Here is a 25540-nt window from a genome sequence, read left to right as displayed (position 1 = left end):
GGCCTACGTGGTGCATGCCACACCGGCTAAAAAATCAAGCGGCCGTTCGCGTGAAAGCGAACGGCTTTTTTTCTTCAATTCGACGATACGAACGGGAGGAAACGCGGGTATGCTGTTTCAGAGTGGGTCACAGGTGCTTTGCGCGGCACTTTTTTGCGCGGCATGACGGCACAAAGAATCGGGGGCGGTACCTTGCAATCGATTCCCGTGACCCTATTTACGCCTTAAATGACTGACTGGGGAAAATGATGTCCGGAACACAACTCCTCCCGGCTGAGCCGATTCGCCTCCCACTGTTGCCGCTGCGCGACGTGGTGGTGTTTCCGCACATGGTGATCCCGCTGTTCGTGGGTCGCCCGAAGTCCATCAAGGCGCTTGAGACTGCGATGGAGTCGGGCAAGAGCATCATGCTCGTGGCCCAGAAGACGGCTGCCAAGGACGAGCCGACGGCTGACGACCTGTACGAGGTCGGCTGCATCGCCAATATCCTGCAAATGCTGAAGCTGCCCGACGGCACCGTGAAGGTGCTCGTGGAAGGCACGCAACGCGCGAATATCACCGAGGTGAGCGAGGACGATTCGCACTTCATGTGCGAAGCCGTGCCCGTGCCGCCCGCGCCGGTCGAATCCGCCGAGACCGAGGCCCTGCGCCGCGCCATCGTGTCGCAGTTCGACCAGTATGTGAAGCTGAACAAGAAGATCCCGCCCGAGATCCTGACGTCGCTGTCGGGCATCGACGAGGCCGGCCGCCTGGCCGATACCATCGCCGCGCATCTGCCGATCAAGCTCGAGCAGAAGCAGAAGATCCTCGAGATGGTCAACGTGACCGAGCGTCTCGAGAGCCTGCTGTCGCAGCTCGAGGGCGAGATCGACATCCTGCAGGTGGAAAAGCGCATCCGTGGCCGCGTGAAGCGCCAGATGGAGAAGAGCCAGCGCGAGTACTACCTGAACGAGCAGGTCAAGGCGATTCAGAAGGAATTGGGCGAGGGCGAGGAAGGCGCCGACCTTGAGGAGCTGGACAAGCGCATCAAGGCCGCACGCATGCCCAAGGAGGCCAAGAAGAAGGCCGACGCCGAGTTCAAGAAGCTCAAGCTGATGTCGCCGATGTCGGCCGAAGCCACCGTCGTGCGCAACTACATCGACACGCTGGTCAACCTGCCGTGGCGCAAGAAGAGCAAGGTCAATAACGACCTGGCGAACGCCGAGCGCGTGCTCGACGAAGACCACTATGGCCTCGAGAAGGTCAAGGAACGGATTCTCGAGTACCTCGCGGTGCAACAGCGCGTGGACAAGGTGAAGGCGCCGATCCTGTGCCTGGTTGGCCCCCCCGGCGTGGGCAAGACCTCGCTCGGCCAGTCGGTGGCGCGCGCCACGAACCGCAAGTTCGTGCGCATGGCACTGGGTGGCGTGCGTGACGAGGCCGAGATCCGCGGCCACCGCAGGACCTATATCGGCTCGATGCCGGGCAAGATCCTGCAGAGCCTGTCGAAGGTTGGCGTGCGCAATCCGCTGTTCCTGCTCGACGAGATCGACAAGATGGGCATGGACTTCCGCGGCGATCCGTCGTCAGCGCTGCTCGAGGTGCTGGACCCGGAACAGAACCACACGTTCCAGGACCACTACATCGAGGTGGACTTCGACCTGTCGGACGTGATGTTCGTGGCGACGTCGAACTCGCTGAACATCCCGCCGCCGCTGCTGGACCGCATGGAAGTGATTCGCCTCTCGGGCTACACCGAAGACGAGAAGGTGAACATCGCCACGCGCTACCTGCTGCCCAAGCAGATCAAGAACAATGGTCTGAAGGCTGGCGAGATCGACATCACCGAAGCCGCCATCCGCGACATCATCCGCTACTACACCCGGGAAGCCGGTGTGCGGTCGCTGGAACGCGAGGTGTCGAAGATCGCGCGCAAGGTGGTCAAGCTGCTGCTCCTGAAGAAGGAATCGGGCGCGGTGAAGGTCGATTCGGAGAACCTGGACAAGTTCCTGGGCGTGCGCAAGTACGACTTCGGCCTGGCCGGCAAGGAAAACCAGGTGGGCCAGGTGACCGGCCTCGCGTGGACCGAGGTGGGCGGTGATCTGCTGACCATCGAGGCCGCGATCATGCCGGGCAAGGGCAACATCACGCGTACCGGCTCGCTGGGCGATGTGATGAAGGAATCGGTCGAGGCTGCGCGTTCGGTGGTGCGTTCGCGGGCACGTCGCCTGGGGATCACGGATGAGATGTTCGAGAAGCGCGACATCCACATCCACGTACCCGAAGGCGCCACGCCCAAGGATGGTCCGTCGGCCGGTGGGGCGATGACGACTGCACTCGTGTCGGTGCTGACCGGCATTCCGGTGCGGGCGGACGTGGCCATGACCGGCGAGATCACGCTGCGCGGCGAGGTGCTGCCGATCGGCGGGCTCAAGGAGAAGCTGCTGGCGGCCCATCGTGGCGGCATCAAGCTGGTGCTGATCCCCGAGGAGAACGTCAAGGATCTCGCCGAGATTCCGGACAACGTGAAGAACGCCATCGAGATCGTGCCGGTTCGCTGGATCGACAAGGTGCTGGAGCTGGCACTCGAGCGCAAGCCCGAGCCGCTGCCTGAGGAAGAGGCCAAGCCCGCCGAGGTGGCGGACAAGGCCAAGGCCCAGGTCGAGATGATTCATCACTGATTGACCAAGCGCTGTCAGGAAGTGCCGCGGGTATTCCCCGCGGCATTTTTTTTGCGCCGCCGGGCTTGGCAAAGCGAAAAGTCTCGTATTACAATCGCGGCCTCGCAACGCAAACAGCGGCAGCCAGGCAGTAACCGCCGAGTCGTGCGAAGCGAGATTACCCAGCGGGCGCGCACGTCCGCGATGGTCTAGTGGGTGCTTAGCTCAGTTGGTAGAGCGGCGCCCTTACAAGGCGTAGGTCGGGGGTTCGAGCCCCTCAGCACCCACCACTTCACCATCCCAGGGAATCCACGCAGGAGTGGTAGTTCAGTTGGTTAGAATACCGGCCTGTCACGCCGGGGGTCGCGGGTTCGAGTCCCGTCCACTCCGCCAAGCAAAATCGCCCGCGCAAGCGGGTTTTTTTGTATCTGTTGTCTTCCCAGCCATTCCCCCTCACGTGACGCTGTCGCATCAGCAAATGACGGTTTCGCGCCCGGCACCTGATAGAATCGCAGAGTTTGTCTTCGTGCCAACCCCTTACCAGAATCAGCATGCTTGATTTCGTACGCAACAACCGGCGCCTGATGCTTTTGCTGCTGCTGGTGCTTGTCTTCCCGTCGTTCGTATTCTTCGGCGTGGAAAGCTATTCGCGCTTCATGGACACCTCGCACGACGTCGCCAAGGTCGATGGCCGCGCGATCACCGTTCAGGAAGTGGACAACGTGGTGCGCGACCAGAGTGAGCGCATGCGCCAGATGCTGGGCAATCAGTACGATCCGCGCATGTTCGAAGGTGCCGCCGCGCGCCAGTCCGTGGTGAACCAGCTGATCCTGCAGCGCGTGGTGTCCGACGCCACCGCCAAGAAGAATCTGACGGTGTCTGACGCCCAGGTGGCGGCAGCCATCCAGAACATTCCGGCCATCGCCCAGTTGAAGACGGCGGACGGCAAGTTCGACGACAAGGCCTACATCCAGTTGCTGGCAACGCAGGGCATGACGCCCGAGCAGTTCGATGCGCGCCTGCGCTTCGAGCTGGCCACACAGCAGCTTGGCGGCGCCGTGGGCACCACGGCGTTCGTGCCGAAGTCGCTGCTGGACCGCCTGATCGCCGTGCGCGACCAGCAGCGCGACGTGCAGACGCTGACGATCAAGCCGGCCGATTTCACGGCCAAGGTTACGGCTGACGCCGCCGCCCTGAAGGCCTACTACGACGCACACGTGTCGACCTACACCACGCCGGAACAGGCGAAGGTGGAGTACGTGGTGCTGTCCGGTGACGCGCTGGCCGCCAGCCAGACCGTCACGCCGGAAGAACTCAAGTCCTACTACGAGAGCAACATCGCCCGTTTCCGGACTGACGAGCAACGCCGTGCGAGCCACATCCTGATCGCCGCGCCCAAGGACGGCAAGGACGCCGACCGCAAGGCCGCGAAGGACAAGGCCACCAAGCTGCTGGAAGACCTGCGCAAGCATCCCGAGACGTTCGCCGATGTGGCGAAGAAGCAGTCGCAAGACCCGGGTTCGGCGGAGAAGGGCGGCGACCTCGGCTTCATGGGGCGCGGCGCGCTGGTCAAGCCGTTCGAGGACGCCATGTACGCGCTCAAGGACGGACAGATCAGCGACGTGGTAGAAACCGACTACGGCTACCACATCATCAAGCTGACCGGCATCAAGCCCGCCGAGACGCAGCCGCTCGAGGCCGTGCGCCCCGAACTGGAAGCCGAACTCAAGAAGCAGCTGGCGAGCAAGAAGTACACCGAGCTGGCCGATGCCTTCGGCAATACCGTCTACGAACAGTCAGAAAGCCTCAAGCCGGCCGCCGACAAGTTCAAGCTGACGATCCAGACCGCCGACAATGTGACCCGCACGCCGAACCTGGCGCTGGGCGCGCAGAACCCGCTCAACAACGAAAAGGTGCTCAAGGCCCTGTTCAGCGACGATGCGCTCAAGAACAAGCGCAACACCGAAGCGGTGCAGGTGGGCCCGACCACGCTGGTGGCGGCACGGATCGTCGACTACCGCCCGGCCACCGCGCGCAAGTTCGAGGACGTGGAAGCTCAGGTGCGCCAGGCCTACGTCGCCCAGCAGGCTGCCGAACTGGCCCGCAAGGATGGCGAAGCCAAGCTCGAGGCGCTGAAGAAAGCCGACAGCGCCGCCGGCTTCGGCCAGACTGTGACGGTCTCGCGTACCAAGGCAGACGGCCTGTCGCCGAAGGCGGTCGAGGCCATCATGCGTGCCGACGCAACCAAGCTGCCCGCGGTGGTTGGCGTGGACCTCGGTGCAGATGGCTATGCGATTTATCGCATCGCCAAGGTCAGCTCGCCGACCACGGCGAACCCGGGCCAGCGCGATGCCGAGGCGCAGCAGCTGGCCCAACTGGCCGGCCAGACCGAACTCGCCGCCTACTATGAGTCGCTGAAGGCGCGGGCGAAGGTCAAGATCCTGCGTCCGATCACGGCCACCGACGTACCGGCCAGCGAAGGCGCAGCGCAGTAACCGGCGCGCCTGCTCAGGCGAAGAACCCCTGCGGTCATCGACCAGCAGGGGTTCTTTGTCTTTGGGCCCGGTGACGACTGCCGGCGTCAGCCGGCCTCAGCGCTTCTTCGCAGGTGACTTCAGCAGCGGCTGCAACTGGGGCCAGACATTGTCGAGCAGCGTGGCCTGGGCAGCCGAGGTGGGGTGGATACGATCGTCCTGGAACCACTCGGGCCGGGCGATCACCTTGTCGAGGAAGAACGGCACCAGATTCACGCGATACTCGCCGGCCAGCTTGCCATAGAGCGCGAAGAAGCGCTCGGTATAGTCGGGGCCATAATTTGGTGGAATCCGCATGCCGACCAGCACCACACCCGCGCCTGCCTGGCGCGCCGCCGTCAGCATGCCGCGCAGGTTGGTTTCGGTGGCTTGCAGGGACAGGCCGCGCAGGGCATCGTTAGCGCCAAGCTCCACCACCACGACGGCCGGCTTGTGTCGGGCGAGCAGGTCCGGCAGGCGCGTCTTGCCGCCCGAGGTGGTCTCGCCGCTGATGCTGGCATTGACAACGCTATAATCGAGGCGCTCCTTGTGCAGGCGGTCCTGCAGCAGGCTGACCCAACCGGTGCCCCGCGCGATACCGTACTCGGCCGACAGGCTGTCGCCAAGCACCAGCACCGCGGGTGCGGCAGTGGCAGCCGGTTTCGCCGCCGCTGGTCGGGCCTGGGCCTGGGCACCAGCCGGCAGCGCCACCATCAACATCGCCGCGCCCAGCATCGCACCGCACGCCGCCAGCGCCCGGGGGCGCCAACCGTATCCAATCCTCTCGCTCATGTCCTCTTCCATTCTCGCTGTCGAGTCACTCGGAAAGACCGTTGCCGACACGACGGGTTCGCTGACGATTTTGCACGACGTCTCGTTTTCCGTCACGCCGGGCGAAACGCTGGCCATCGTCGGCGCGTCCGGCTCGGGAAAATCCACGCTGCTGGGGCTGCTGGCGGGCCTGGACCTGCCCAGCACGGGTTCGGTGCGGCTGCACGGCCAGGACCTGTTCACGCTCGATGAAGACCAGCGCGCCGCGCTGCGTGGCCGGCACGTGGGCTTCGTGTTCCAGTCGTTCCAACTGGTGGGCCACCTGACCGCGCTCGAAAACGTGATGCTGCCGCTCGAGCTGCGCGGCGAGACCGACCGCGTGCGCGAACGCGCCACGGAAATGCTCGAGCGCGTAGGCCTGGGCAAGCGCCTCACCCACTATCCGCGCACGCTTTCCGGCGGGGAACAGCAGCGCGTGGCGCTGGCCCGGGCGTTTGTCGCCCGGCCGGACATCCTGTTCGCCGATGAGCCGACCGGCAGCCTCGACACGAGCACCGGCGAGGCCGTGATCGCGCTGATGTTCGAGTTGAACCGCAACGCCGGGTCCACGCTGGTGCTGGTCACGCACGACCGCTCCGTGGCGGCGCGCTGCGCCCGCATCCTGACCATCGACGCCGGCCGCGTGGCCAGCGACGAGTGGATGGGCACCGAAGTCTGACGCTGCGGCGGGCGCGGCGTCAGCCGCGCGCCAGCACGCGGCGCGCGCGGGCGATCAGCGCCGCCGTGGACGCATCGTGGGTGGCGTGGGCGCTGCCATTGAGTTCGGCCTCGATCGGGCGCGCGAGAATCTTGCCCAGCTCCACGCCCCACTGGTCGAACGAATTGATGTTCCACACCACGCCCTGCACGAAGGTGCGGTGCTCGTAGAGCGCGATCAGCGCGCCGAGCACATGCGGCGTCAGGTCTTCCATCAGCAGCGTGTTGCTCGGGCGGTTGCCTTCGAACACCATGTGGGGCAGGCGGTCCTCATCGGTCATGCCGGCCGCCCGCAACTCTTCCGCGCTGCGTCCGCGCATCAGCGCCTCGGCCTGCGCGAAGCAGTTGGCCAGCAGCTTGGCATGGTGGCCGGGCAGGCTGCGCGGCGGCACCAGCGGGGCCACGAAGTCGACCGGCACGATCTGCGAGCCCTGGTGAATCATCTGGAAGTAGGCGTGCTGGCCGTTGGTGCCGGCGGTGCCCCAGACCACGGGCGACGTCTGCACGTGCGCCGGCTGGCCGTCCAGCTGGACCGACTTCCCGTTGCTCTCCATCTCCAACTGCTGCAGGAATGCCGGGAACAGTTCGAGCGAGGTCGAGTACGGCGCCATGCAGCTGGTTGGCATGCCGAAGAAATTTCGATACCAGATGCCCAGCATCGCCATCACCACGGGCATGTTGCGCGCCAGCGGGGCGGTGCGGAAGTGGTCGTCCATGGCGCGCGCGCCGAGCAGCAGGTCGTCGAAGGCATCGAAGCCCACGGCCAGCGCAATCGACAGGCCCACCGACGACCACAGCGAGAAGCGGCCGCCAATCCAGTCCCAGAATTCGAACATGTTGGCGGGGTCGATGCCGAACTCGGTCACCGCCTCGCGGTTGGTGGACACCGCCACGAAATGCCGCGCCAGCTGGTTCTCGGCCACGCCGTTGCGCAGGAACCAGTCGCGCATGCTGCGCGCGTTGGCCATGGTTTCGAGCGTGGTGAACGTCTTGGAGCAGATGATCACCAGCGTGCGGGCCGGGTTGAGGCGGACGAGCGTTTCGGCCAGCTCGGTGCCATCTACATTGGAGACGAAGTGGATGCGCGGCCCGGTCTGGTCGCCCAGATGCGCCAGCGCGCGGCAGACCATGCGCGGGCCGAGGTCGGAGCCGCCGATGCCGATGTTGACGACGTCGGTGATGGTCTGGCCGGTGGAGCCTGTCCAGGCGCCGCCGCGCACGCGTTCGGAGAAGTCCTGCATGCGGCAGCGCACGTCGTGGATGGCTGGCATCACGGAGACGCCATCCACCTTGAACGGCGCATCGGGCAGCGCGCGCAGCGCCACGTGCAGGGCGGCGCGGTCTTCGGTGGTGTTGATGTGTTCGCCCGCGAACATGGCGTCCCGGCGCTGCGTCACGCCGGCTTCCTCGGCCAGCTTCATCAGCAGCGCGAAGGTTTCGAACGTGATGCGGTTCTTGGAGTAGTCCAGGTACAGGCCGGCGGCTTCCAGCGAGAAGTCCTCGACCCGTCGGGCAGCTTCCGCTTCGGCAAACCAGTCCTGCATCGGCGTGTGGCGGATGGCGTCGTGGTGTTGGCGAAGGGCGGTCCAGGCGTGGAGTTCAGTCGGCATGCGGTGTTCGGTTTGTCAGGGAGGGCAAACGCCCGGCGCGGCGGGCAGCGCTAGTATATCGCCGGAATTTGGCGGCACATGCGCGGTAACGGACGGTTCTTTCCCGTCTTTTGTTCCGATTGCGTCACCAAGGGCAGATGGGCGGACGCACACGCTACCTTAGCAGCCATGGCGCCCGTGTTTTATCGGACATTGTCCGACGTGGTGCGTTCCCCGGTGCGCCTCAAGTGCGCGGACGGGCGCGTGCCGCGAGCCGGCCCGCCACACGGCGCAGCAACGGCTCCCCGCCGGCCACGCAGACGCCGCCCGCGCAGATGACGGCAATGCCGAGCGCGGTGGTCCAGTCCGGCAGCTGGCCGAAGGCGAAGTACCCGACCACCGTGGCCGAGAAGATCTGCAGGTACAGGAAGGGGCTCAGGAACGAGGCATCGGCGTACTGGAACGCCCGGATCACGAAGTAATGCCCGAGTGACCCGGTGATGCCGGCCGACAGCAGCAGCGCGGCCTGCGCCGGCGTGGGCACTGCCTCGAACCAGAAGAACGGCACGATGAGCGTGGTCAGCACCGCGCCGGTCACGCCGCTCTGGATCAGCGTGGTCATCGGTGCGTCATGGGCGGCAATGTGGCGCGTCAGCATTTGCAGCAGCGCAAACAACATCGCAGAGAGCAACCCGAGCCCCACGCCGAGCGCGCTCAGCTCGCCGCCGGGCCGCACCACCACCAGCATGCCGGCGAAGCCGATGCCGACGCCTATCCAGCGCGTCCAGCGCGCGTGCGCGCCCGGGCGCTCGCCGAGCAGCCACGGCGACAGCGCCACCACGAACAGCGGCGCGCAGAAGTTGAGCGCGGTGGCCTGCGCTAGCGGCATCAGGCGCAGCACGCTGAAGAACACCAGCGTCGAGGCCAGCATCAGCACGCCGCGCAGCCACTGGAGGCGCGGCCGCGAGGGCCGATATTGCAGGCGCCAGCGCGCCGGCCCCAGCAACAGGAAGATGGCCACCACGTGGCCGAGGTAGCGCACCCATGCCACCGCGGCCACGGGCAGCCCCTGCTGGGTCAGCGTCTTGCCGGTGGCGTCGAGCAGGCTCAGGATCCATTGGCCGAGCACCAGCAGCGCGATGCCGGTCAGCAGGCGGCGGCGCGGATCATCGCCCGTGGCGAGACTGGCGGCCTGGGTCATGCCGCCCGGCCCTGGGTCAGCGCATTGAGGATGGCCCGGGCGGGCAGGTAGAGTTCGCTGGCGGTCATGCCGGCCGGACCGGTGCCGTTGCTGACAAGCCGGTCGGCGGCGCGCCCGTGGATCCAGACCGCCGCGCAGGCGGCGTCCGTCGGCGCCATGCCTTGCGCCAGCAGCGCGCCGATCATGCCGGCCAGCACATCGCCCGTACCGGCCGTGGCCAGCGCGGCGTTGCCGGTTGGATTGATGGCGATGCTGTCCACGCCAGCCGCCGCGATGAGCGTGCCGGAGCCCTTCAGCACAATCGTGGCCTGCCATGCAGCGGCCAGCGCCCGCGCGGCACTGAGCCGGTCGCGCTGGATCTCGGCCACGGTGCAGCCAAGCAGCCGCGCCGCTTCCAGCGGGTGCGGCGTCATCACGTGCGGCACGCCGCTGGCGCGCAGGGCATCAGCCAGCGTCTGGTCGCCAGCCAGCAGGTTCAGCGCATCGGCATCAAGCACGAGCGGCGGGGGCGAGCCCACCTTGGCGCAGGTGTCGATCCATTGCCCCAGCAGCTTGCCCGCCGCGCCGCCGGTGCCCATGCCCGGTCCGATGACCAGCGCCGACATGGTCTCGACGGCCATGTCGGCCACATCGTGCAGCATCAGTTCGGGGTGGACCGGGTCCATCAACGGCGCCGGCTGGGCGAGGAAGCCCACATGCACGCGCCCCGCGCCCAGATGCAGCGCAGCCCGCGCGCCGAGCAGCGGCGCCCCGGCCATGCCGTGGCTGCCGCCGAGTACCGCCAGCGAGCCGAAGGTGCCCTTGTTCACCGCATGCGGCCGCCCCGGCAGCGCGTCGCGGAATGCGCCCGGCAGGTTCACATGGGCGATAGCGGTCTGGGTGGGCGGATAGGGCAGGCCGAGCGGGGCGATGTCGATTTCGCCCGCGCAGTCGCGGCCATCCAGCGTCAGCAGGCCCGGCTTGGCGGCGATGAAGGTCAGTGTGCGGCGCGCGCGGATGGCCGGCCGGCCCGCGCCGGTATCGGCGAACAGCCCGCTCGGGATGTCCAGCGCGTACACCGGCAGTCCGGCGGCGTTCACATGGTCGATCCAGCGCGCCATGTTGCCGTCCGCCGGACGGTTCAGGCCGATGCCGAGCAGGCCGTCGACCAGGGCCGTGCAGCCTGCCGGCCAGGGCGGCAGGGCGGCCGTGGCGTTGGATGGGTCGGCCGGCACGGCCAGCAGCGGCACGCCGGCCGTGCGGGCCTCGGTCCAGGCCCGCGAGGCATCGGGCGGGAGCCGGTCGGTCTCGGCAGTCAGCCAGACTTCGACCTGCCGCCCCGACTGGTGCAGCCGCGTGGCCGCAACCAGCGCATCGCCGCCATTGTTGCCGGCGCCGGCCAGCAGGACGATGCGGCCGTCCGGCACCTGCTGCGCCAGCCAGTCGGCGGCGGCGTGGCCGGCGCGCGTCATCAGCGTGAAGGCGGGCAGGGCCGCCAGCGCGGCGTGCTCGATCTCGCGGATCGTGGCTACGTCATGGAGCGGCGTGGCATCGGTGCCGGTGGGGTCGAGCGGCAGCCAGTCGTGCGTTGCGGAAGACGCGGAAGACGCGGAAGACGGGGAGGGCGAGGCGGTCATGGTGGGCATCCAGCCAGTATCGGAGCCAGTTTCAGGCGGGGGCCAGGCCGTAGCGCGCGGGGGTGAGGCCGTCCATGTCGATGGCGGGCCCGTCGCCTTGTCCCGCGCTCGCGGCAATCTGGTCCGCCGCGATTTTGCCCGATCCGCAGCCCATCGCCCAGCCCGTGGAGCCGTGGCCGAGGTTCAGGAACAGGCCCGGCACGCGCGTGGCGCCGATCAGCGGCGGGCCGTCCGGCAGCATTGGCCGGGCGCCGGCCCACAGCGTGGCCTCGTTGTAGTGGCCGGCCACCGGGAACCAGTCGCGCGCCACCTTGATCAGCGTGTCGAGCGCGGCGGGGCGCGGGTCCAGTCGGCGTGAGCCGAGTTCCGCCGTGCCGGCCACGCGCAGCCGGTTGCCCATGCGCGTGATGGCTACCTTGTACGACTCGTCCATCAGGGCGGCGAGCGGCGCCTGCAATTCGTCGCGCACCATGACCGTGGCCGAGTAGCCCTTTACCGGATAGAGCGGCACGCGCAGCCCCAGCGGGCGCAGCAGCGCGGCGCTGCCGACGCCGGCGGCCACCAGCACACGGTCCGCCCGGAGCGTCTCCGGCTTGGCGCCGCGCGGGGCGGCCAGTTCGACGATCAGGCCGCCATTGTCGGCGGCGCGCAGCCGGGTCACGTCGGTATCGAGCCGGAATTGCACGCCCGCCGCCTCGGCATGCTGGTGCAGCCGTCGCACGAACATCGGGCAGTTGCCCGATTCGTCCTCGGGAAGGTGCAGGCCGCCAGCCAGCGCCGTGTCGGCGGCCAGGCCGGGTTCGATCCGCCGGCACCCGGCGGCATCCACCAGTTGATGGGGTACGTGGTTCTCGCGCAGGACGGCCAGTGCCGGCGCGGCGAGGTCAAGATCCCGCTGGGTGCGGAACAATTGCAGATAGCCGCGCGACTGCTCGTACTCGATCTCGAGTTCCGCGCGCAACCCGTGCAGGCAGTCGCGGCTGTAGAACGCCAGGCGCTGCATGCGCAGCTTGTTGGCGCGATAGCGCTCCGGCTGGCACTCGCGCAGCCAGCGGCCGATCCAGCGCCACATGGCCGGATCGGCGCTGGGCCGGAAGACAACGGGGGATTCGCGCTGGAACAGCGTCCGCAGGATCTTGCCCGGCATGCCCGGCGCGGCCCACGGCGTGACATAGCCCGGCGCGATCACACCGGCATTGCCGAAGCTGGCCTCCTGCGCCGGCGCGCCGCGCCGCTCGAGCACCGTCACGGAGAAACCGGCCTGGCGCAGATACCAGGCAGAGCACACGCCGATCACGCCGGCACCGATCACGATCACATGCATCTTGGCGGTCTGTCCCTGTGTCGATGAACCCTGTCGATGGCGCCTCCGCTACTTCAGCTCCTTCGCCATCACCACGTCCGGCAGCCACGTGACCACGGCCGGCCAGACCGTCACGATGGCAATGGCAAGCACCATCATCATGAAGAACGGCAGCGAGACCCGGGCGATGTAGTTGCTGTCCTTGCCGGTCATGCTCTGTAACACGAACAGGTTGAACCCGACCGGCGGCGTGACCTCGGCAATCTCCACCAGCAGCACGATGAAGATGCCGAACCATACCAGATCGAAGCCGGCCTGCTGCACCATCGGCAGCACCGTGGCGGTGGTCAGGGCGATCATCGAGATGCCGTCCAGGGCGGTGCCGAGGATGATGTAGATGATCGTCAGCACCCCGATCAGCGCCCACGGGGACAGGTGCAGCGCCGCCACCCACTCCGCCAGCGCGCGCGGAATGCCCGTGAAGCTCATGGTCACCGAGAGGAACGAGGTGGCGCCCAGAACGAACATGATCATTGCCGTGAGCCGCGTGGCCGACATCAGGCTGTCCCAGAACGCGCGGCGCGTGAGCGAGCCGCCCATCCACGCCAGCGCCAGCGACGCCACCACCCCGTACGCCGCCGCCTCGGTAGCGGTGGAGTAGCCGGCCATCATGATCCACGTGATGAACGCGATCAGCACGATGCACGGCATCAACTGGCGGATGGAAGCCAGCCGCGAGCGCCAGCCGAAGGTCTCGGCCGGCGGCACGCGCGTTGGGTTCAGCAGCGCCCAGACCACGATGTAGCCCGAGAACAGCAGCATCAGCAGCAGCCCGGGCAGGAAGCCGGCCAGGAACACGCGGATGATCGACACATCGGCGGACACCGCGTAGACCACCATGGTGATCGACGGCGGAATCAGGATGCCCAGCGTGCCGGCCGTGGCGAGCGAGCCGAGCGTGATGCGCTCGTCGTAGCCGCGCCGGGTCAGCTCGGGCAGCGCCGACTTGGCGATGGTCGCGCAGGTGGCCGCAGACGAGCCCGACACCGAGCCGAAGATGCCGCAGCCCAGGATGTTCACGTGCATCAGCCGGCCCGGCAGCCAGTTGAGCCAGGGCGAGAGCCCCGAGAACATCTGCTCGGACAGCTTGGTCCGGAACAGGATTTCGCCCATCCAGACGAACAGCGGCAGCGAGGCCAGGGTGTAGGACGCGCTCGACGACCACCACGCGTTGGCCAGGTTGACCAGCGCGTCGTGGTCCGAGAACACCACCAGCCCGATCCACGACGTGACGGCGATGGCCACCGGAATCCACGCCCCCACCGCCAGGAAGACCACCAGCACGACCAGCAGGATCAATGCGACGACAACGGTACTCATCAGATCGTCTCCCCGAAGTCGCCCGACGCCAGCTTGGCCTCCTGCGCCAGCTGGTAGCGCGGCTTCTGGTGCCGCACCACGCGCAGCCATTCGTCGGCCACGGCCAGCAGGAAGCCCACCGCGCCGATCACGGCGAAGCTCTGCGGAATCCAGAGCGGGATCACGATCTGCCCCTGCGACACATCGCCAATGTCCCAGCTCTGCCAGGCGAAGGTACCCAGCGCCCAGGACGCGTAGCCGGCGAACAGCAGGCAGATGGAGAGCGAGAGCAGCTCCAGCATCCAGCGGCGGCGCGGCCCCACGGCCTCGAGCAGCATCTCCACCCGCACGATGCCGCCGTGCTGGAAGGTCTGCCCGAGGACGAGGAAGGCCGAGGCGGCGCAGAGCCAGGCGACGATGTCGTCGCCGCCCTTGAGCGTGATGGTGGTCTCGCGCGAGATCGACATCGCAATCATGACGATGCACACGGCAAGGATGCAGAGCGCGCCCAGCACGGCGCAGAAGTCCAGCCAGCGGTCCAGCCAGCGCTTGTCAGGCAACGGAGTGGTCATGGGGGGTTACTTCTTGTAGGCGCCGAGGATAGCCTTGCCGTCGTCGCCGGCGCTCTTGGCCCATTCGTCGACCATGACCTGGCCCACCTTCTGCATGTCGCTCTTCAGCTGGGGCGAGGGCGGCGCCACGGTCATGCCGTTCTTCGCCAGCGTGGCCAGGTACTCGCGCGTCTTCTGCTCGGAGACCTGCCAGCCGCGCTTCTCGGCATCGGCCACGGCCTTGAGCAGGGCGTCCTGCGTGGGCTTGTCCAGCGCGGCGAAGGCCTTCTTGCTGACCACCAGCATGTTCTTGGGCAGCCAGGCATCCACGGTGTAGAAGTACTTGACCGATTCCCAGACCTTGGTGTCCACGCCGGTGGCGCCGGAGGACATGAACGAGTTGACCGTGCCGGTGGCCAGCGCCTGGGCGAGGTCGGCCGCCTGGATCGTCACGGGCTGGGCGCTGACCAGTTCGGCGATCTTCGACGTGGCCGGGTTATAGGCGCGCCATTTCAGGCCCTTCATGTCGGCGGCACTGTTGATCGGCTTGTTGGCGTAGATGCCCTGCGGCGGCCAGGCCACGGCGTAGAGCAGCTTCATGCCCTGGCGGTCCAGCAGCTTCTCGGTGACGGGCTTGGAGGCCTCCCAGAGCTTGAACGAATCGGCGTAGCTGGTGGCCAGGAACGGCACGGCATCCACCCCGAAAACCGGGTTCTCGTTGGCCAGCGTCGACATCAGGATTTCGCCCATCTGCACCTGGCCGGTCTGCACGCCGCGCTTGATTTCGTTGGCCTTGAGCAGCGAGCCATTGGGATGGAGCAGGATCTTGAGCTTGCCGCCGGTGGCCTTCTCCACGTCGTTGGCCATCTGCTGCAGGTTCTCGGTGTGCAGGTTGGTGGCCGGATAACCGGTGGGCAGGTCCCACTTGGTGTCCGCCCATGCTGCCGTGCCGCCCAGCAGCAGGGCTGCCGCCGCAACTGCCATTGCCTTGACTCGCATCTCGATCTCTCCTGGTGTTGCGCGTGGGCGCCTGCCCGACTGCGCGGGTTGGAACTCTTCCGGGCGTGCGTCAGGTGTCAGACATCAGGCAATACAGGGTTCGATTGTCTGAGACATGGCGCACGCCGCGATCACGCGCGCGGCTTCTGGCTCGGTCGCCGCGCGGTGAACATTGCACGATGGCTTCGAATGCAAGGGCCGTGCCCAGTGGCTGCGCGCCGGGCATGGCTTCGGGAATCCACAGGGTAGCAAGAAGCGCCCGGCGCCGACAGATAGGGTTCGTCTGGATGTGGCGGGCGCGCCGCGCGGGTCAGGGCGCGGCCGGCTCGCGGGCGGGCGGGGGGAATTGCATCGCGAAACGGGTGGTGCCGGGCTGGGAGTGCACCGAGATGCTGCCGCCGTGCGCGGCGACGATGGCGCGGGTGATCGACAGGCCCAGCCCCACCGTCTCGGACTCCGGCCGCGCGCGCGATTTGTCGCCCCGGAAGAAGCGGTCGAACAAGGCGGGCAGCAGGTCCGGCGCGATGCCGGGGCCGTCGTTCTCCACGGCAACTTCCACCTCGCCCGCACGCTGCGTGACGGTGACTACCACGCTGCCGTGCTCGGGGGTGTACCGCAGCGCGTTCGACAGGAGATTGCTGAGCGCGCGCCGCAGCATCAGGCGGTCGCCGTCGATGCGCGCATCGCCCACCAGCCGCAGGGCGATGCCCTGGTCCTCGGCCAGCGCCTCGTAGAACTCGAACAGCGCCAGCACCTCGGTGCCGATCGAGATCGATTCCTTATGAGGGAGGTCGAGCCCGTGCTCCATCTTGGCCAGGTAGAGCATGTCGGACACCATGCGCGACAGGCGCTGCAGCTCCTCGACATTGGAGGCCAGCACGTCGCGGTAGCGGGCGGCGTCGCGCGGCTGCGAGAGCGCCACCTGGGTCTGCGTCATCAGGTTGGTCAGCGGCGTGCGCAGTTCGTGGGCAAGGTCCGACGAGAATTCGGACAGCCGGCGGAAGTCGTCCTGCAGGCGGGCCAGCATCGCGTTCAGGTCGGCGGCCAGCGCGGCCATCTCGACGGGCACGGCCTCCACGGGCATGCGCTGGTCGAGCTTGTCGCCGGTAACGGCCTTGGCGCGCGAGGCCATCGCACGCAGCGGCGACAGCCCGCGCCGCGCCGCCCACCAGCCGAAGAGCCCGCTCGCCAGCACCGCCAGCGCCACGTAGAGCACCAGCGAGCGGCGGAACGCGCGCAGGAAATGCTCGTGGATATCGGTGTCCATCGCCAGGATCACGCCGATGGGCTGGGCGGCATCGCCGGCCGGCACCGCTGCGCGCAGGCCCCGGTAGCGCTTGCCGGCCTGCTGCCAGGCGAGGCGGTCTTCGCCGTCCTCGCGGACTGGCCGGGCGGCCAGCGCCGCCGTGAAGTCGAAATCCGGCGTGGCGTAGCGGGTGCGGCCATCGGCCTCGCGCAGGTGGAGTAGCACGCCGGCGTGGTGCGCGAAGGGGTCGCCGGCATGGCCGGATGGCCCGGATTGGCTGCTCTGGCCGAAATGGGGCGAGGCGCCCGGCGCCAGCGACTTTTGGATGACGCGGAGGTTGTCCCGCAGCAGCGCATAGTCTTCATCGGCGAAATGGCTGTCCATGGCCGAGAGGATCAGCCCGGCGAGCCCGAGCAGCACCACCGCCGACGACAGCGAGAACAGCACCGTCAGCCGCGTGGTGAGCGAGTAACGGCGCCTCACGCCTCGTCCTCCGGCACTTCGAGCACATAGCCCATGCCGCGCACGGTCTGGATCAGCTTGGGCTCGAAGTCATCGTCGATCTTGGCGCGCAGCCGGCGGATGGCCACGTCGATCACGTTGCTGTCGCTGTCGAAATTCATGTCCCAGACCTGCGAGGCGATCAGCGAGCGCGGCAGCACTTCGCCGCGGCGGCGGGCCAGCAACTCCAGCAGGGCGAATTCCTTGCCGGTCAGCACGATGCGGCGGCCCGCGCGCGTGGCCCGGCGGCGGGCGAGGTCGAGCACGAGGTCACCGATCTCGATGCGGTCCAACTGCACGATGGCCGTGCCGCGCCGGAGCAGGGTCCGCACTCGCGCGAGTAACTCGGAAAAGGCAAAAGGCTTGACGAGGTAGTCGTCGGCGCCCAGTTCCAGCCCCTTGACCCGGTCGGCCACGCTGTCACGCGCGGTCAGGAACAGCACGGGCACGGGGTTGCCGGCGGCGCGCAGGGTCTGGAGGATGCGCCAGCCATCCATGCCGGGCAGCATCACGTCGAGGATCAGGAGGTCATAGGCTTCGGTCATCGCCAGATGCCCGCCGTCCTGGCCGTTGACGGCCAGATCCACGACAAAGCCGGCCTCGGTGAGGCCCTGCCTCAGGTATTCGCCGGTTTTCGGCTCGTCTTCCACCACCAGCAGCTTCATGCCCACTCCCCATCCGCGCGAGGCGACAGTGTATGTCGCCCCATGAACATGACATGAAGATTACCGGAATGTAATGTTCGGGTCATTCGACGGTTACTGCGAAGTCCCTAAGCTGGCGTCGCCTATATAAGAGACACCAAGGATTCACTGCAATGCGACCCACATCTCCGGCGGGGCTTTTGCTGCCATCGCCGCGCGGCCTGTCAAGGCGTCGATTCGTTCAGGGCCTGGCGGCAGGCGGCGTGCTGGGGGCGGTTGGCGCCGTGCCGGCATGGGCGCAGGCGTCCGCCGGGCCGGCCCGCGCCGGTAGCGGCACCGCGCCGGTGCTGCGCGGCACCGAGTTCGATCTGGTCATCCAGGACGCCGTGGTTGACTTCACGGGCCACAAGACCATCGCCCCGACCATCAACGGCATGCTGCCCGGCCCCACGCTGCGCTGGCGCAAGGGCGACACGGTGACCATCCGCGTGACCAATCGGCTGAACGAGCCCACGTCGCTCCATTGGCACGGCATCCTGCTGCCCTATCAGATGGATGGCGTGCCCGGCATCAGCTTCCCGGGCATCGCGCCCGGCGAGACGTTCACCTACCGCTTCAAGGTGGCGCAGAGCGGCAGCTACTGGTACCACTCGCATTCCGGCTTCCAGGAGATGACCGGCGTCTACGGCGCAATTGTGATCGACGGCGATGACGACACGATCCGCGCGGATCGCGACTATTCGGTGCTGCTGTCCGATTGGACGGACGAAGACCCGATGCGCATCCTGTCCAAGCTCAAGACCCAGAGCGACTACTACAACTACCACCGGCCCACGGTGGGCGACTTCTTCCGCGATGTGTCGCAGGACGGCCTCGGCGCCGCGCTGGAGAAACGCAAGATGTGGAACCAGATGCGGATGAATCCGACCGATCTGGCCGACCTCTCCGGCGCCACGCTGACCTACCTGATGAACGGCGTCACGCCGGCCGGCAACTGGACCGGCCTGTTCCGCGCCGGCGAGACCGTGCGGCTGCGCTTTATCAACGGCGCCGGCAACACCTTCTACGACGTGCGGATCCCGGGGCTGAAGCTCAAGGTGGTGCAGGTGGACGGGCAGGGCATCGACCCGGTATCCGTCGATGAATTCCGCTTCGGCCCGGGCGAGACCTGCGACGTGCTCGTCACGCCAACCGACGACGCCCACACGGTCTTCGCCCAGTCGATGGACCGGAGCGGCTACGCGCGCGGCACGCTGGCCGTGCGGGACGGCATCGAGGCGCCCGTGCCGCCGCTGGACCAGCCCGAGTGGCTCACCGCCGTCGACATGATGGGCAGCATGGATCACGGGACGATGGATCACGGGACGATGGATCATGGGGCGATGGACCACGCTGCGATGGGGCATGGCACCATGGACCACGCGGCCATGGACCACAGCCAGCATGGCGCGGCCGCCCCGGACCCGCTCCGGGTGCCCAGCACCAAGGCGCGCCACGCGCGTACCGAGTACGGGCCGGGCACCGACATGCGCGTCGACATGGCCCGCACCAACCTTGACGATCCCGGCATCGGCCTGCGCAATAACGGCCGGCGCGTGCTGACCCTTTCTGACATGGTCACGATTGGCGGCCCCATGGACCCGCGCGGCCCGGGGCGTGAAGTCGAACTGCACCTGACCGGCAATATGGAGCGCTACACCTGGTCGTTCGATGGGGTCGAGTTTGGCAAATCGACGCCGGTGCGCTTCCGCCACGGCGAACGGCTGCGCGTGATCCTGCACAACGACACGATGATGACCCACCCGATGCACCTGCACGGCCTGTGGAGCGAACTCGAGGCGCCGGACGGGACTTTCCAGGCGCGACGGCACACCATCCCGGTCCAGCCGGCGCAGCGCATCAGCTTCCTCGTCACCGCCGACGCGCTCGGCCGCTGGGCCTGGCATTGCCACCTGATGATGCATATGGACGCCGGCATGTTCCGCGAAGTGGTGGTGGCATGATGACGCTGCAAATTAGGAAAAAACTGATTGTCGCGGCGCTGTTTTCCGGGCTGGGCACGAGCGCCGCGCTGGCTCAGCACGATGCGATGCAGGGCGGCAGCGCGCCCGCCGATGCGCGCGATCCGCATGCGTATTCGGATGGCTACCTGCTGGGCGTCGGCGAGTACGCGCTGGGCGGGCATCGTTCCTTGCACATGGCGGACGAGCACCCCTTCGGCTCGGTGCTGATCGACCGGCTCGAATGGGCGCACGGCAACGGCAGCAATGCCGCCGCCTATGAGGCCCAGGCGTGGTTCGGCGGCACCTACAACCGGCTCGTGATCAAGGCCGAGGGCGAGGCCGCACAGGGCAGGGTGCACGACGCGCGCACGGAATTGCTCTGGGGCCATGCGGTCGGCACGTACTGGGACACCCAGCTCGGCTTCCGGAACGATGCCGGCCATGGCCGTCCTGCCCGGAACTGGCTGGCGATGGGTATCCAGGGGCTGGCGCCGTACTGGTTCGAGGTGGACGCGACGGCCTATGTCGGCACGGAAGGGCGCACCGCGCTACGCCTGGCGGCGGAATATGAGCTGCTGCTGACCCAGCGGTGGATCCTCCAGCCGCGCATCGAGGCCAATCTGTACGGGAAGAACGATCCGGAGACCGGCGTCGGCAGCGGATTGTCGAGCGGGACGGTCGGCATCCGGCTGCGGTACGAGATCAGCCGGCAGTTCGCGCCCTATATCGGCGTGGAGCGCTACCAGTCGTTCGGCAATACCGCCGACATGGTCCGCACGGCAGGCGGCCGCAGCGGCGAAACCCGCTTCGTGGCCGGCATTCGTGCCTGGTTCTGAGCCGGTTTTTTGACTCTGGCGGACTTCACCTCGATAATTCGTCGACAATCTGTCGTGATTCGACGAAATTTATTCATCTTCGAAGGGGAGACCTGCTTCATGGCACGCAAGCCAGTCCAGGCCAGCGCGTCCGACGACGCGCCATCGGCCGCCGTCCGGCCTCCCGCCACGCTGGGCCGCGCCGCCGGCGTCAATATCGTCTCGTCCTCGCACCTCGTTTCGGTGCGGAGCCCGGAATTGTCCGAATTCGAGTTCGGCCTGAACACGGCCTACAACGCCTACAGCCGCTGGGTGGTGCGCTGCATGGGCGCGGCGGGCGTGCGCGACCTGACCTTCCTGGACGTGCTGGTGCTTCACCACGTCAACCACCGGGGCCGGGCCAAGCGGCTGGCCGACATCTGCTTTGTGCTGAATGTGGAAGACACCCATCTGGTCACCTACGCGCTGAAGAAGCTGGCGGGGCTGGGGCTGGTCGCGGGCGAGCGGGTGGGCAAAGAGGCCACCTACGCCACCACGCAGGCCGGCGCCGAGGCCTGCGCCCGTTATCGCGAGATCCGCGAGCAATGCCTGACCAGCAATTTCACCGAAGGTAGCGAGGAAAACGTCGAGATCGGCGAACTTGCGCGCCTTTTGCGCGTGTTGACCGGTCTGTACGAGCAGGCGGCGCGATCGGCGACGTCGCTCTGAACCGCGGTTTCGCATGAAGTGATTCAGGGCGCACTAAAAGGGTGTGCCCGCTGCACTTGCCGGCGTCGCAGCCGATTTGGACGTTCATGTCCGCCTCTGTCCCATTGCGCAATGCAAAAAGCGGGCGCCGGCAAGGTACAATAGCGGTTTCCCGCCAGCCGGCTCCCCACTCAGCGGTGCCGGCGGCCGCCAGCCCCGACCTCCCTACGCCTCCCGACCGCTACGATCATGGCGCATTTCTCGTGCTTCCCCGGCGCTTTGGCGCTTTCCGCCTTCCGCCAGCAACGCCTGCTTGCCACGCTCAAACAGATCGATGCCGATATTGAATCGGTGCATGGCCAGTTTCTGCATTTTGTCGACACCGACACGCCGCTCTCCGCCGAAGACCAGTCGCGCATTGCCGCGCTGCTGACCTACGGCACGCCGTTCACGGCCCAGTCCGAGGGCGACCGCTTCGTGGTGATTCCGCGTTTCGGCACGATCTCGCCATGGGCCAGCAAGGCCACGGACATCGCGCATAACTGCGGGCTGTCTCACGTGCACCGCATCGAGCGTGGCATCGAGATCACCGTGATCTGCAAGAAGGGCCTGCTGCGCGGCCGCAAGACGCTGGACGCCGACGTGCGCGCCGCCGTGGCCGCGCACCTGTTCGACCGCATGACCGAAACCGTGATCGCCTCGCGCGAGGACGCCGCCGGGCTGTTCCAGGAACTGCCGGCCAAGCCGCTGCGCTTCGTGGACATCGCCACCGGCCGTGCCGCGCTGGAGGAGGCCAACACGTCGATGGGTCTCGCGCTGTCCGAGGACGAGATCGACTACCTGCTCGACGCCTACGCCAAGCTCGGCCGCAACCCGACCGACGTGGAACTGATGATGTTCGCGCAGGCCAACAGCGAGCACTGCCGCCACAAGATCTTCAACGCCACGTGGACGATCGACGGCGTGAGCCAGGACAAGTCGCTGTTCGCGATGATCCGCAATACGCACCAGCTGAACCCGCAGGGCTCGATCGTCGCGTATTCGGACAACTCGGCCGTGATGGAAGGCGACATGGCCGAGCGTTGGTTCCCGCGCGGCGCGGATCAGCAGTACGGCCGCCACGAGGCGCTGACCCATACGCTGATGAAGGTGGAAACCCATAACCACCCGACCGCGATCTCGCCGTTCCCGGGCGCCTCCACTGGCGCCGGCGGTGAAATCCGCGACGAGGGTGCCACGGGCCGGGGCGCCAAGCCGAAGGCGGGCCTGACCGGCTTCACGGTGTCCAACCTGATGCTGCCGGATGCCATCGAGGCCTGGGAAAACGACCGCGATGCCGCCCAGCCGGTGGCCCATCGCAATCCGGACGACAAGGCCGGCGTAACCGGCAAGCCGGACCGCATCGCCTCGCCGCTCCAGATCATGATCGAGGGCCCGCTCGGCGGCGCCGCGTTCAACAACGAGTTCGGCCGCGCCAACCTGGGCGGCTACTTCCGCGTCTACGAGCAGAACGTGGCCGGCACGGTGCGCGGCTATCACAAGCCGATCATGATTGCCGGCGGCATCGGCAACATCGACGCCAGCCATACCCACAAGGACCCGCTGCCGGCCGGCACGCTGCTGATCCAGCTTGGCGGCCCGGGCATGCGCATCGGCATGGGCGGCGGTGCCGCCAGCTCGATGGCCACCGGTACGAACACGGCCGACCTCGATTTCGACTCCGTGCAACGGGGCAACCCCGAGATGGAACGCCGCGCGCAGGAAGTCATCAACGCCTGCTGGCAGCTTGGCGACGACAACCCGATCCTGTCGATCCACGATGTGGGCGCGGGCGGCATCTCGAACGCCTTCCCCGAACTCGTGGACGGCGCCGGCCGTGGCGCGCGCTTCGACCTGCGCCAGGTGCACCTGGAGGAGTCGGGCCTGTCGCCGGCGGAAATCTGGTGCAATGAGTCGCAGGAACGCTATGTCATGGCGATTGCGCCGGACAGCTTCCCGCGCTTCCAGGCCATGTGCGAGCGCGAGCGCGCCCCGTTTGCCGTGGTTGGCGTGGCCACCGAGGAGCAGCAGCTGCAACTGGTGGATGCCCACGTGGACGCCGCGCTCAAGGAGCACTTCGCGGTGGACATGCCGACGGACGTGCTGCTGGGCAAGCCGCCGCGCATGCACCGCGACGTGACCCGCGTGACCCGGGAACTGCCGCCGGTGGACGTGACCGGCATCGCGCTGGAGCAGGCGGTGCGCGACGTGCTGCGCCACCCCACCGTGGCCAGCAAGTCGTTCCTGATCACCATTGGTGACCGTACCGTGGGCGGCATGAACGCGCGCGACCAGATGGTCGGCCCGTGGCAGGTGCCGGTGGCCGACGTGGCCGTGACCACGCTCGACTACAAGGGAAAGGCCGGCGAGGCGATGACCATGGGCGAGCGCACGCCGCTGGCCGTGATCGACGCACCGGCCTCCGGCCGCATGGCGATTGGCGAGGCGCTGACGAACCTGGCGGCCGCGCCGGTCAAGGACCTCGGCAAGGTCAAGCTGTCGGCCAACTGGATGGCCGCCTGCGGCGTGGCGGGCGAGGATGCCAAGCTGTACGACACCGTGCATGCCGTCGGCATGGAACTGTGCCCGGCGCTGGGCATCAGCATTCCGGTCGGCAAGGATTCGCTGTCCATGCGCACCAAGTGGCAGGACGCCGATGGCGACAAGGAAGTGGTGGCGCCGGTGTCGCTGATCATCTCGGCGTTCGCCGCGGTGGATGACGTCGACAATACCCTGACGCCGCAGCTTCGCACGGACCTGGGCGACAGCGTGCTGATCGCCATCGACCTGGGCCGCGGCAAGAACCGCATGGGTGGCAGCATCCTGGCGCAGGTGACGCAGCAGGTGGGCGACCGCGCGCCGGACGTCGACAACGCCGACGACCTGAAGAACTTCTTCAACGTGATCCAGCGCCTGAACCGCGAAGGCAAGCTGCTGGCCTACCACGACCGCTCGGACGGCGGCTTCATGGCTGCCGTGGCCGAAATGGCGTTTGCGGGCCACTGCGGCGTGTCCCTGAACGTGGACATGCTGACGCTCGACCCGACGCAGGAGCAGGACTACGGCGACGCCAAGAACTGGGCGCAGCAGGTGGCGGAGCGCCGCAACGACCAGACGCTGCGCGCGCTGTTCGCCGAAGAGCTGGGCGCCGTGATCCAGGTGCGACTCGACGAGCGCGACGCCGTGTTTGGCGTGCTCCGCGAAGCTGGCCTGTCGGCCTGCAGCCACGTGATCGGCAAGCCGAACACGACGGATCAGGTCGAGGTGTACCGCGACGCCAAGAAGGTGTTCGGCGCCGCCCGTGCCGAACTCCAGCGCAACTGGTCGGAAGTCAGCTGGCGCATCGCGCGCCTGCGCGACAACCCGGCCTGCGCGGACAGCGAGTACCAGCTGCTCCAGGACGCCACGGACCCCGGTATCAGCCCGGTGCTGACGTTCGACCCGGCCGAGGACATCGCCGCGCCGTTCATCGCCACTGGCAACCGTCCGCGCGTCGCCATCCTGCGTGAGCAAGGCGTCAACTCGCACCTCGAAATGGCGTACAGCATGGACCGCGCCGGTTTCGACACGCACGACGTTCATATGAGCGATCTGATCGCCGGCCGGGCGAGCCTGGCCGACTTCAAGGGCTTCGTGGCGTGCGGCGGCTTCAGCTACGGCGACGTGCTGGGCGCCGGCGAAGGCTGGGCCAAGACCATCCTGTTCAACGCGCAGATGGCCGAGCAGTTCGCGGCCTTCTTCAACCGCCAGGACACCTTCGCGCTGGGCGTTTGCAACGGTTGCCAGATGTTGAGCAACCTCGCCCCGATCATCCCGGGTGCCAATGCCTGGCCGAAGTTCACGCGCAACCAGTCGGAACAGTACGAAGCGCGCTTCGTGACGGTGCAGGTCGAGCAATCGCCATCGATCTTCTTCGCCGGCATGGAAGGCAGCCGCATTCCGATCGTCGTGGCACACGGCGAAGGGTTTGCCGACTTCTCGCAGCAGGGCGACATCCAGGCCGCCAAGGTGGCGCTGCGCTTCGTCGACAACAAGGGCGCCGTGACGCAGGCCTATCCGCTGAACCCGAACGGCTCGCCGGACGGCATCACCTCGGTCACGACCGTGGACGGCCGCTTCACGGCCCTGATGCCCCACCCGGAGCGCGTGTTCCGGGCAGCCACCATGAGCTGGGCCCCGGATGCCTGGAAGCAGGCCGCAGACGGCGGCAGCCCGTGGATGCGCATGTTCCGCAACGCCCGGAAGTGGGTCGGTTGATCGCTGCACGGCGCTTGACAGACTGAAGCCCCAGGAAAGCCCGCGCAAGCG

General features: G+C 67.4%; 17 protein-coding genes and 2 tRNA genes. 9 read left to right on the top strand and 10 right to left on the bottom strand.

What is annotated here, in order from left to right; all coding sequences use genetic code 11:
* Positions 1–248: 248 nt before the first annotated feature.
* The 4 genes from lon to KHO18_RS14925 all read left to right on the top strand — a co-directional run bounded on the left by lon (position 249) and on the right by KHO18_RS14925 (position 5134).
* A complete protein-coding gene (lon, locus tag KHO18_RS14940; RefSeq protein ID WP_144196254.1) occupies positions 249–2660 on the top strand; it encodes an endopeptidase La in 2412 nt (803 codons plus the stop codon).
* A gap of 193 nt (positions 2661–2853) precedes the next feature.
* A tRNA-Val gene (locus KHO18_RS14935) sits at positions 2854–2929 on the top strand.
* Between the two features lie 26 nt (positions 2930–2955).
* A tRNA-Asp gene (locus KHO18_RS14930) sits at positions 2956–3032 on the top strand.
* Positions 3033–3190: 158 nt separating this feature from the next.
* A complete protein-coding gene (locus KHO18_RS14925) occupies positions 3191–5134 on the top strand; it encodes a SurA N-terminal domain-containing protein (RefSeq protein ID WP_144195609.1) in 1944 nt (647 codons plus the stop codon).
* 96 nt (positions 5135–5230) lie between these two features.
* Here the strand turns inward: KHO18_RS14925 and KHO18_RS14920 are convergent, their stop codons facing one another.
* Positions 5231–5944, bottom strand: coding sequence for an arylesterase (locus KHO18_RS14920; RefSeq protein ID WP_186296742.1), 714 nt, complete (start codon positions 5942–5944; stop codon positions 5231–5233).
* Between KHO18_RS14920 and KHO18_RS14915 the strand changes: the two genes are divergently transcribed.
* A complete protein-coding gene (locus KHO18_RS14915) occupies positions 5943–6641 on the top strand; it encodes an ABC transporter ATP-binding protein (RefSeq protein ID WP_144195607.1) in 699 nt (232 codons plus the stop codon). The genes KHO18_RS14920 and KHO18_RS14915 overlap by 2 nt on opposite strands.
* A 19-nt stretch (positions 6642–6660) precedes the next feature.
* On the opposite strand, the gene pgi is transcribed toward KHO18_RS14915, so the two are convergent.
* The 9 genes from pgi to KHO18_RS14870 all read right to left on the bottom strand — a co-directional run bounded on the left by pgi (position 6661) and on the right by KHO18_RS14870 (position 17709).
* On the bottom strand, positions 6661–8289 hold the full coding sequence (gene pgi, locus KHO18_RS14910; protein WP_211943444.1) for a glucose-6-phosphate isomerase: 1629 nt from the start codon (positions 8287–8289) through the stop codon (positions 6661–6663).
* A gap of 223 nt (positions 8290–8512) precedes the next feature.
* Positions 8513–9469: a DMT family transporter gene (locus KHO18_RS14905; protein WP_144195603.1), complete on the bottom strand. Its 957-nt coding sequence runs from the start codon at positions 9467–9469 to the stop codon at positions 8513–8515.
* A complete protein-coding gene (locus KHO18_RS14900) occupies positions 9466–11085 on the bottom strand; it encodes an NAD(P)H-hydrate dehydratase (RefSeq protein WP_144195601.1) in 1620 nt (539 codons plus the stop codon). Before KHO18_RS14900 ends, KHO18_RS14905 begins: the two co-directional genes overlap by 4 nt.
* Before the next feature lie 31 nt (positions 11086–11116).
* Complete coding sequence (locus KHO18_RS14895) at positions 11117–12409, bottom strand: D-amino acid dehydrogenase (RefSeq protein WP_144195599.1); 1293 nt, start codon at positions 12407–12409, stop codon at positions 11117–11119.
* A gap of 48 nt (positions 12410–12457) precedes the next feature.
* Complete coding sequence (locus tag KHO18_RS14890) at positions 12458–13768, bottom strand: TRAP transporter large permease (protein WP_144195597.1); 1311 nt, start codon at positions 13766–13768, stop codon at positions 12458–12460.
* Complete coding sequence (locus KHO18_RS14885; protein ID WP_144195595.1) at positions 13768–14319, bottom strand: TRAP transporter small permease subunit; 552 nt, start codon at positions 14317–14319, stop codon at positions 13768–13770. Before KHO18_RS14885 ends, KHO18_RS14890 begins: the two co-directional genes overlap by 1 nt.
* Positions 14320–14325: 6 nt before the next feature.
* A complete protein-coding gene (locus KHO18_RS14880; RefSeq protein WP_144195593.1) occupies positions 14326–15297 on the bottom strand; it encodes a TRAP transporter substrate-binding protein in 972 nt (323 codons plus the stop codon).
* Positions 15298–15607: 310 nt separating this feature from the next.
* Positions 15608–17026, bottom strand: a complete 1419-nt coding sequence (locus KHO18_RS14875; protein WP_144195591.1) for a heavy metal sensor histidine kinase — start codon at positions 17024–17026, stop codon at positions 15608–15610.
* Positions 17023–17709, bottom strand: a complete 687-nt coding sequence (locus KHO18_RS14870; RefSeq protein ID WP_144195589.1) for a heavy metal response regulator transcription factor — start codon at positions 17707–17709, stop codon at positions 17023–17025. Before KHO18_RS14870 ends, KHO18_RS14875 begins: the two co-directional genes overlap by 4 nt.
* 152 nt (positions 17710–17861) lie before the next feature.
* Here KHO18_RS14870 and KHO18_RS14865 point away from each other — a divergent pair, with 152 nt between their 5' ends.
* The 4 genes from KHO18_RS14865 to purL all read left to right on the top strand — a co-directional run bounded on the left by KHO18_RS14865 (position 17862) and on the right by purL (position 25489).
* Positions 17862–19691, top strand: coding sequence for a copper resistance system multicopper oxidase (locus KHO18_RS14865; RefSeq protein ID WP_211943443.1), 1830 nt, complete (start codon positions 17862–17864; stop codon positions 19689–19691).
* Positions 19691–20527 (top strand): copper resistance protein B, encoded by an 837-nt coding sequence (locus KHO18_RS14860; protein WP_144196250.1) that lies wholly within the window; start codon positions 19691–19693, stop codon positions 20525–20527. The genes KHO18_RS14865 and KHO18_RS14860 overlap by 1 nt, the downstream gene beginning before the upstream one ends.
* 99 nt (positions 20528–20626) lie before the next feature.
* Complete coding sequence (locus tag KHO18_RS14855) at positions 20627–21214, top strand: winged helix DNA-binding protein (RefSeq protein WP_144195585.1); 588 nt, start codon at positions 20627–20629, stop codon at positions 21212–21214.
* A gap of 228 nt (positions 21215–21442) precedes the next feature.
* Positions 21443–25489 carry a phosphoribosylformylglycinamidine synthase gene (purL, locus tag KHO18_RS14850; RefSeq protein ID WP_211943442.1) on the top strand — a complete coding sequence of 1349 codons (4047 nt, stop codon included), beginning with the start codon at positions 21443–21445 and terminating at the stop codon, positions 25487–25489.
* Positions 25490–25540: the final 51 nt, after the last annotated feature.

The organism is Cupriavidus campinensis (assembly GCF_905397395.1).
GTDB lineage: Bacteria > Pseudomonadota > Gammaproteobacteria > Burkholderiales > Burkholderiaceae > Cupriavidus > Cupriavidus campinensis.
This window is presented reverse-complemented; position numbering and strand designations above follow the sequence as displayed.

Bases quoted from the DNA above. Each gene is read 5' to 3' on its own strand.
- KHO18_RS14870 (WP_144195589.1), bottom strand. From the start codon at position 17,709: ATGAAGCTGCTGGTGGTGGAAGACGAGCCGAAAACCGGCGAATACCTG.
- KHO18_RS14860 (WP_144196250.1), top strand. From the start codon at position 19,691: ATGACGCTGCAAATTAGGAAAAAACTGATTGTCGCGGCGCTGTTTTCC.
- KHO18_RS14855 (WP_144195585.1), top strand. From the start codon at position 20,627: ATGGCACGCAAGCCAGTCCAGGCCAGCGCGTCCGACGACGCGCCATCG.
- KHO18_RS14920 (WP_186296742.1), bottom strand. From the start codon at position 5,944: ATGAGCGAGAGGATTGGATACGGTTGGCGCCCCCGGGCGCTGGCGGCG.
- KHO18_RS14880 (WP_144195593.1), bottom strand. From the start codon at position 15,297: ATGCGAGTCAAGGCAATGGCAGTTGCGGCGGCAGCCCTGCTGCTGGGC.
- KHO18_RS14900 (WP_144195601.1), bottom strand. From the start codon at position 11,085: ATGACCGCCTCGCCCTCCCCGTCTTCCGCGTCTTCCGCGTCTTCCGCA.
- KHO18_RS14890 (WP_144195597.1), bottom strand. From the start codon at position 13,768: ATGAGTACCGTTGTCGTCGCATTGATCCTGCTGGTCGTGCTGGTGGTC.
- KHO18_RS14865 (WP_211943443.1), top strand. From the start codon at position 17,862: ATGCGACCCACATCTCCGGCGGGGCTTTTGCTGCCATCGCCGCGCGGC.
- purL (WP_211943442.1), top strand. From the start codon at position 21,443: ATGGCGCATTTCTCGTGCTTCCCCGGCGCTTTGGCGCTTTCCGCCTTC.
- KHO18_RS14905 (WP_144195603.1), bottom strand. From the start codon at position 9,469: ATGACCCAGGCCGCCAGTCTCGCCACGGGCGATGATCCGCGCCGCCGC.
- KHO18_RS14895 (WP_144195599.1), bottom strand. From the start codon at position 12,409: ATGCATGTGATCGTGATCGGTGCCGGCGTGATCGGCGTGTGCTCTGCC.
- KHO18_RS14925 (WP_144195609.1), top strand. From the start codon at position 3,191: ATGCTTGATTTCGTACGCAACAACCGGCGCCTGATGCTTTTGCTGCTG.
- lon (WP_144196254.1), top strand. From the start codon at position 249: ATGTCCGGAACACAACTCCTCCCGGCTGAGCCGATTCGCCTCCCACTG.
- KHO18_RS14915 (WP_144195607.1), top strand. From the start codon at position 5,943: ATGTCCTCTTCCATTCTCGCTGTCGAGTCACTCGGAAAGACCGTTGCC.
- KHO18_RS14885 (WP_144195595.1), bottom strand. From the start codon at position 14,319: ATGACCACTCCGTTGCCTGACAAGCGCTGGCTGGACCGCTGGCTGGAC.
- pgi (WP_211943444.1), bottom strand. From the start codon at position 8,289: ATGCCGACTGAACTCCACGCCTGGACCGCCCTTCGCCAACACCACGAC.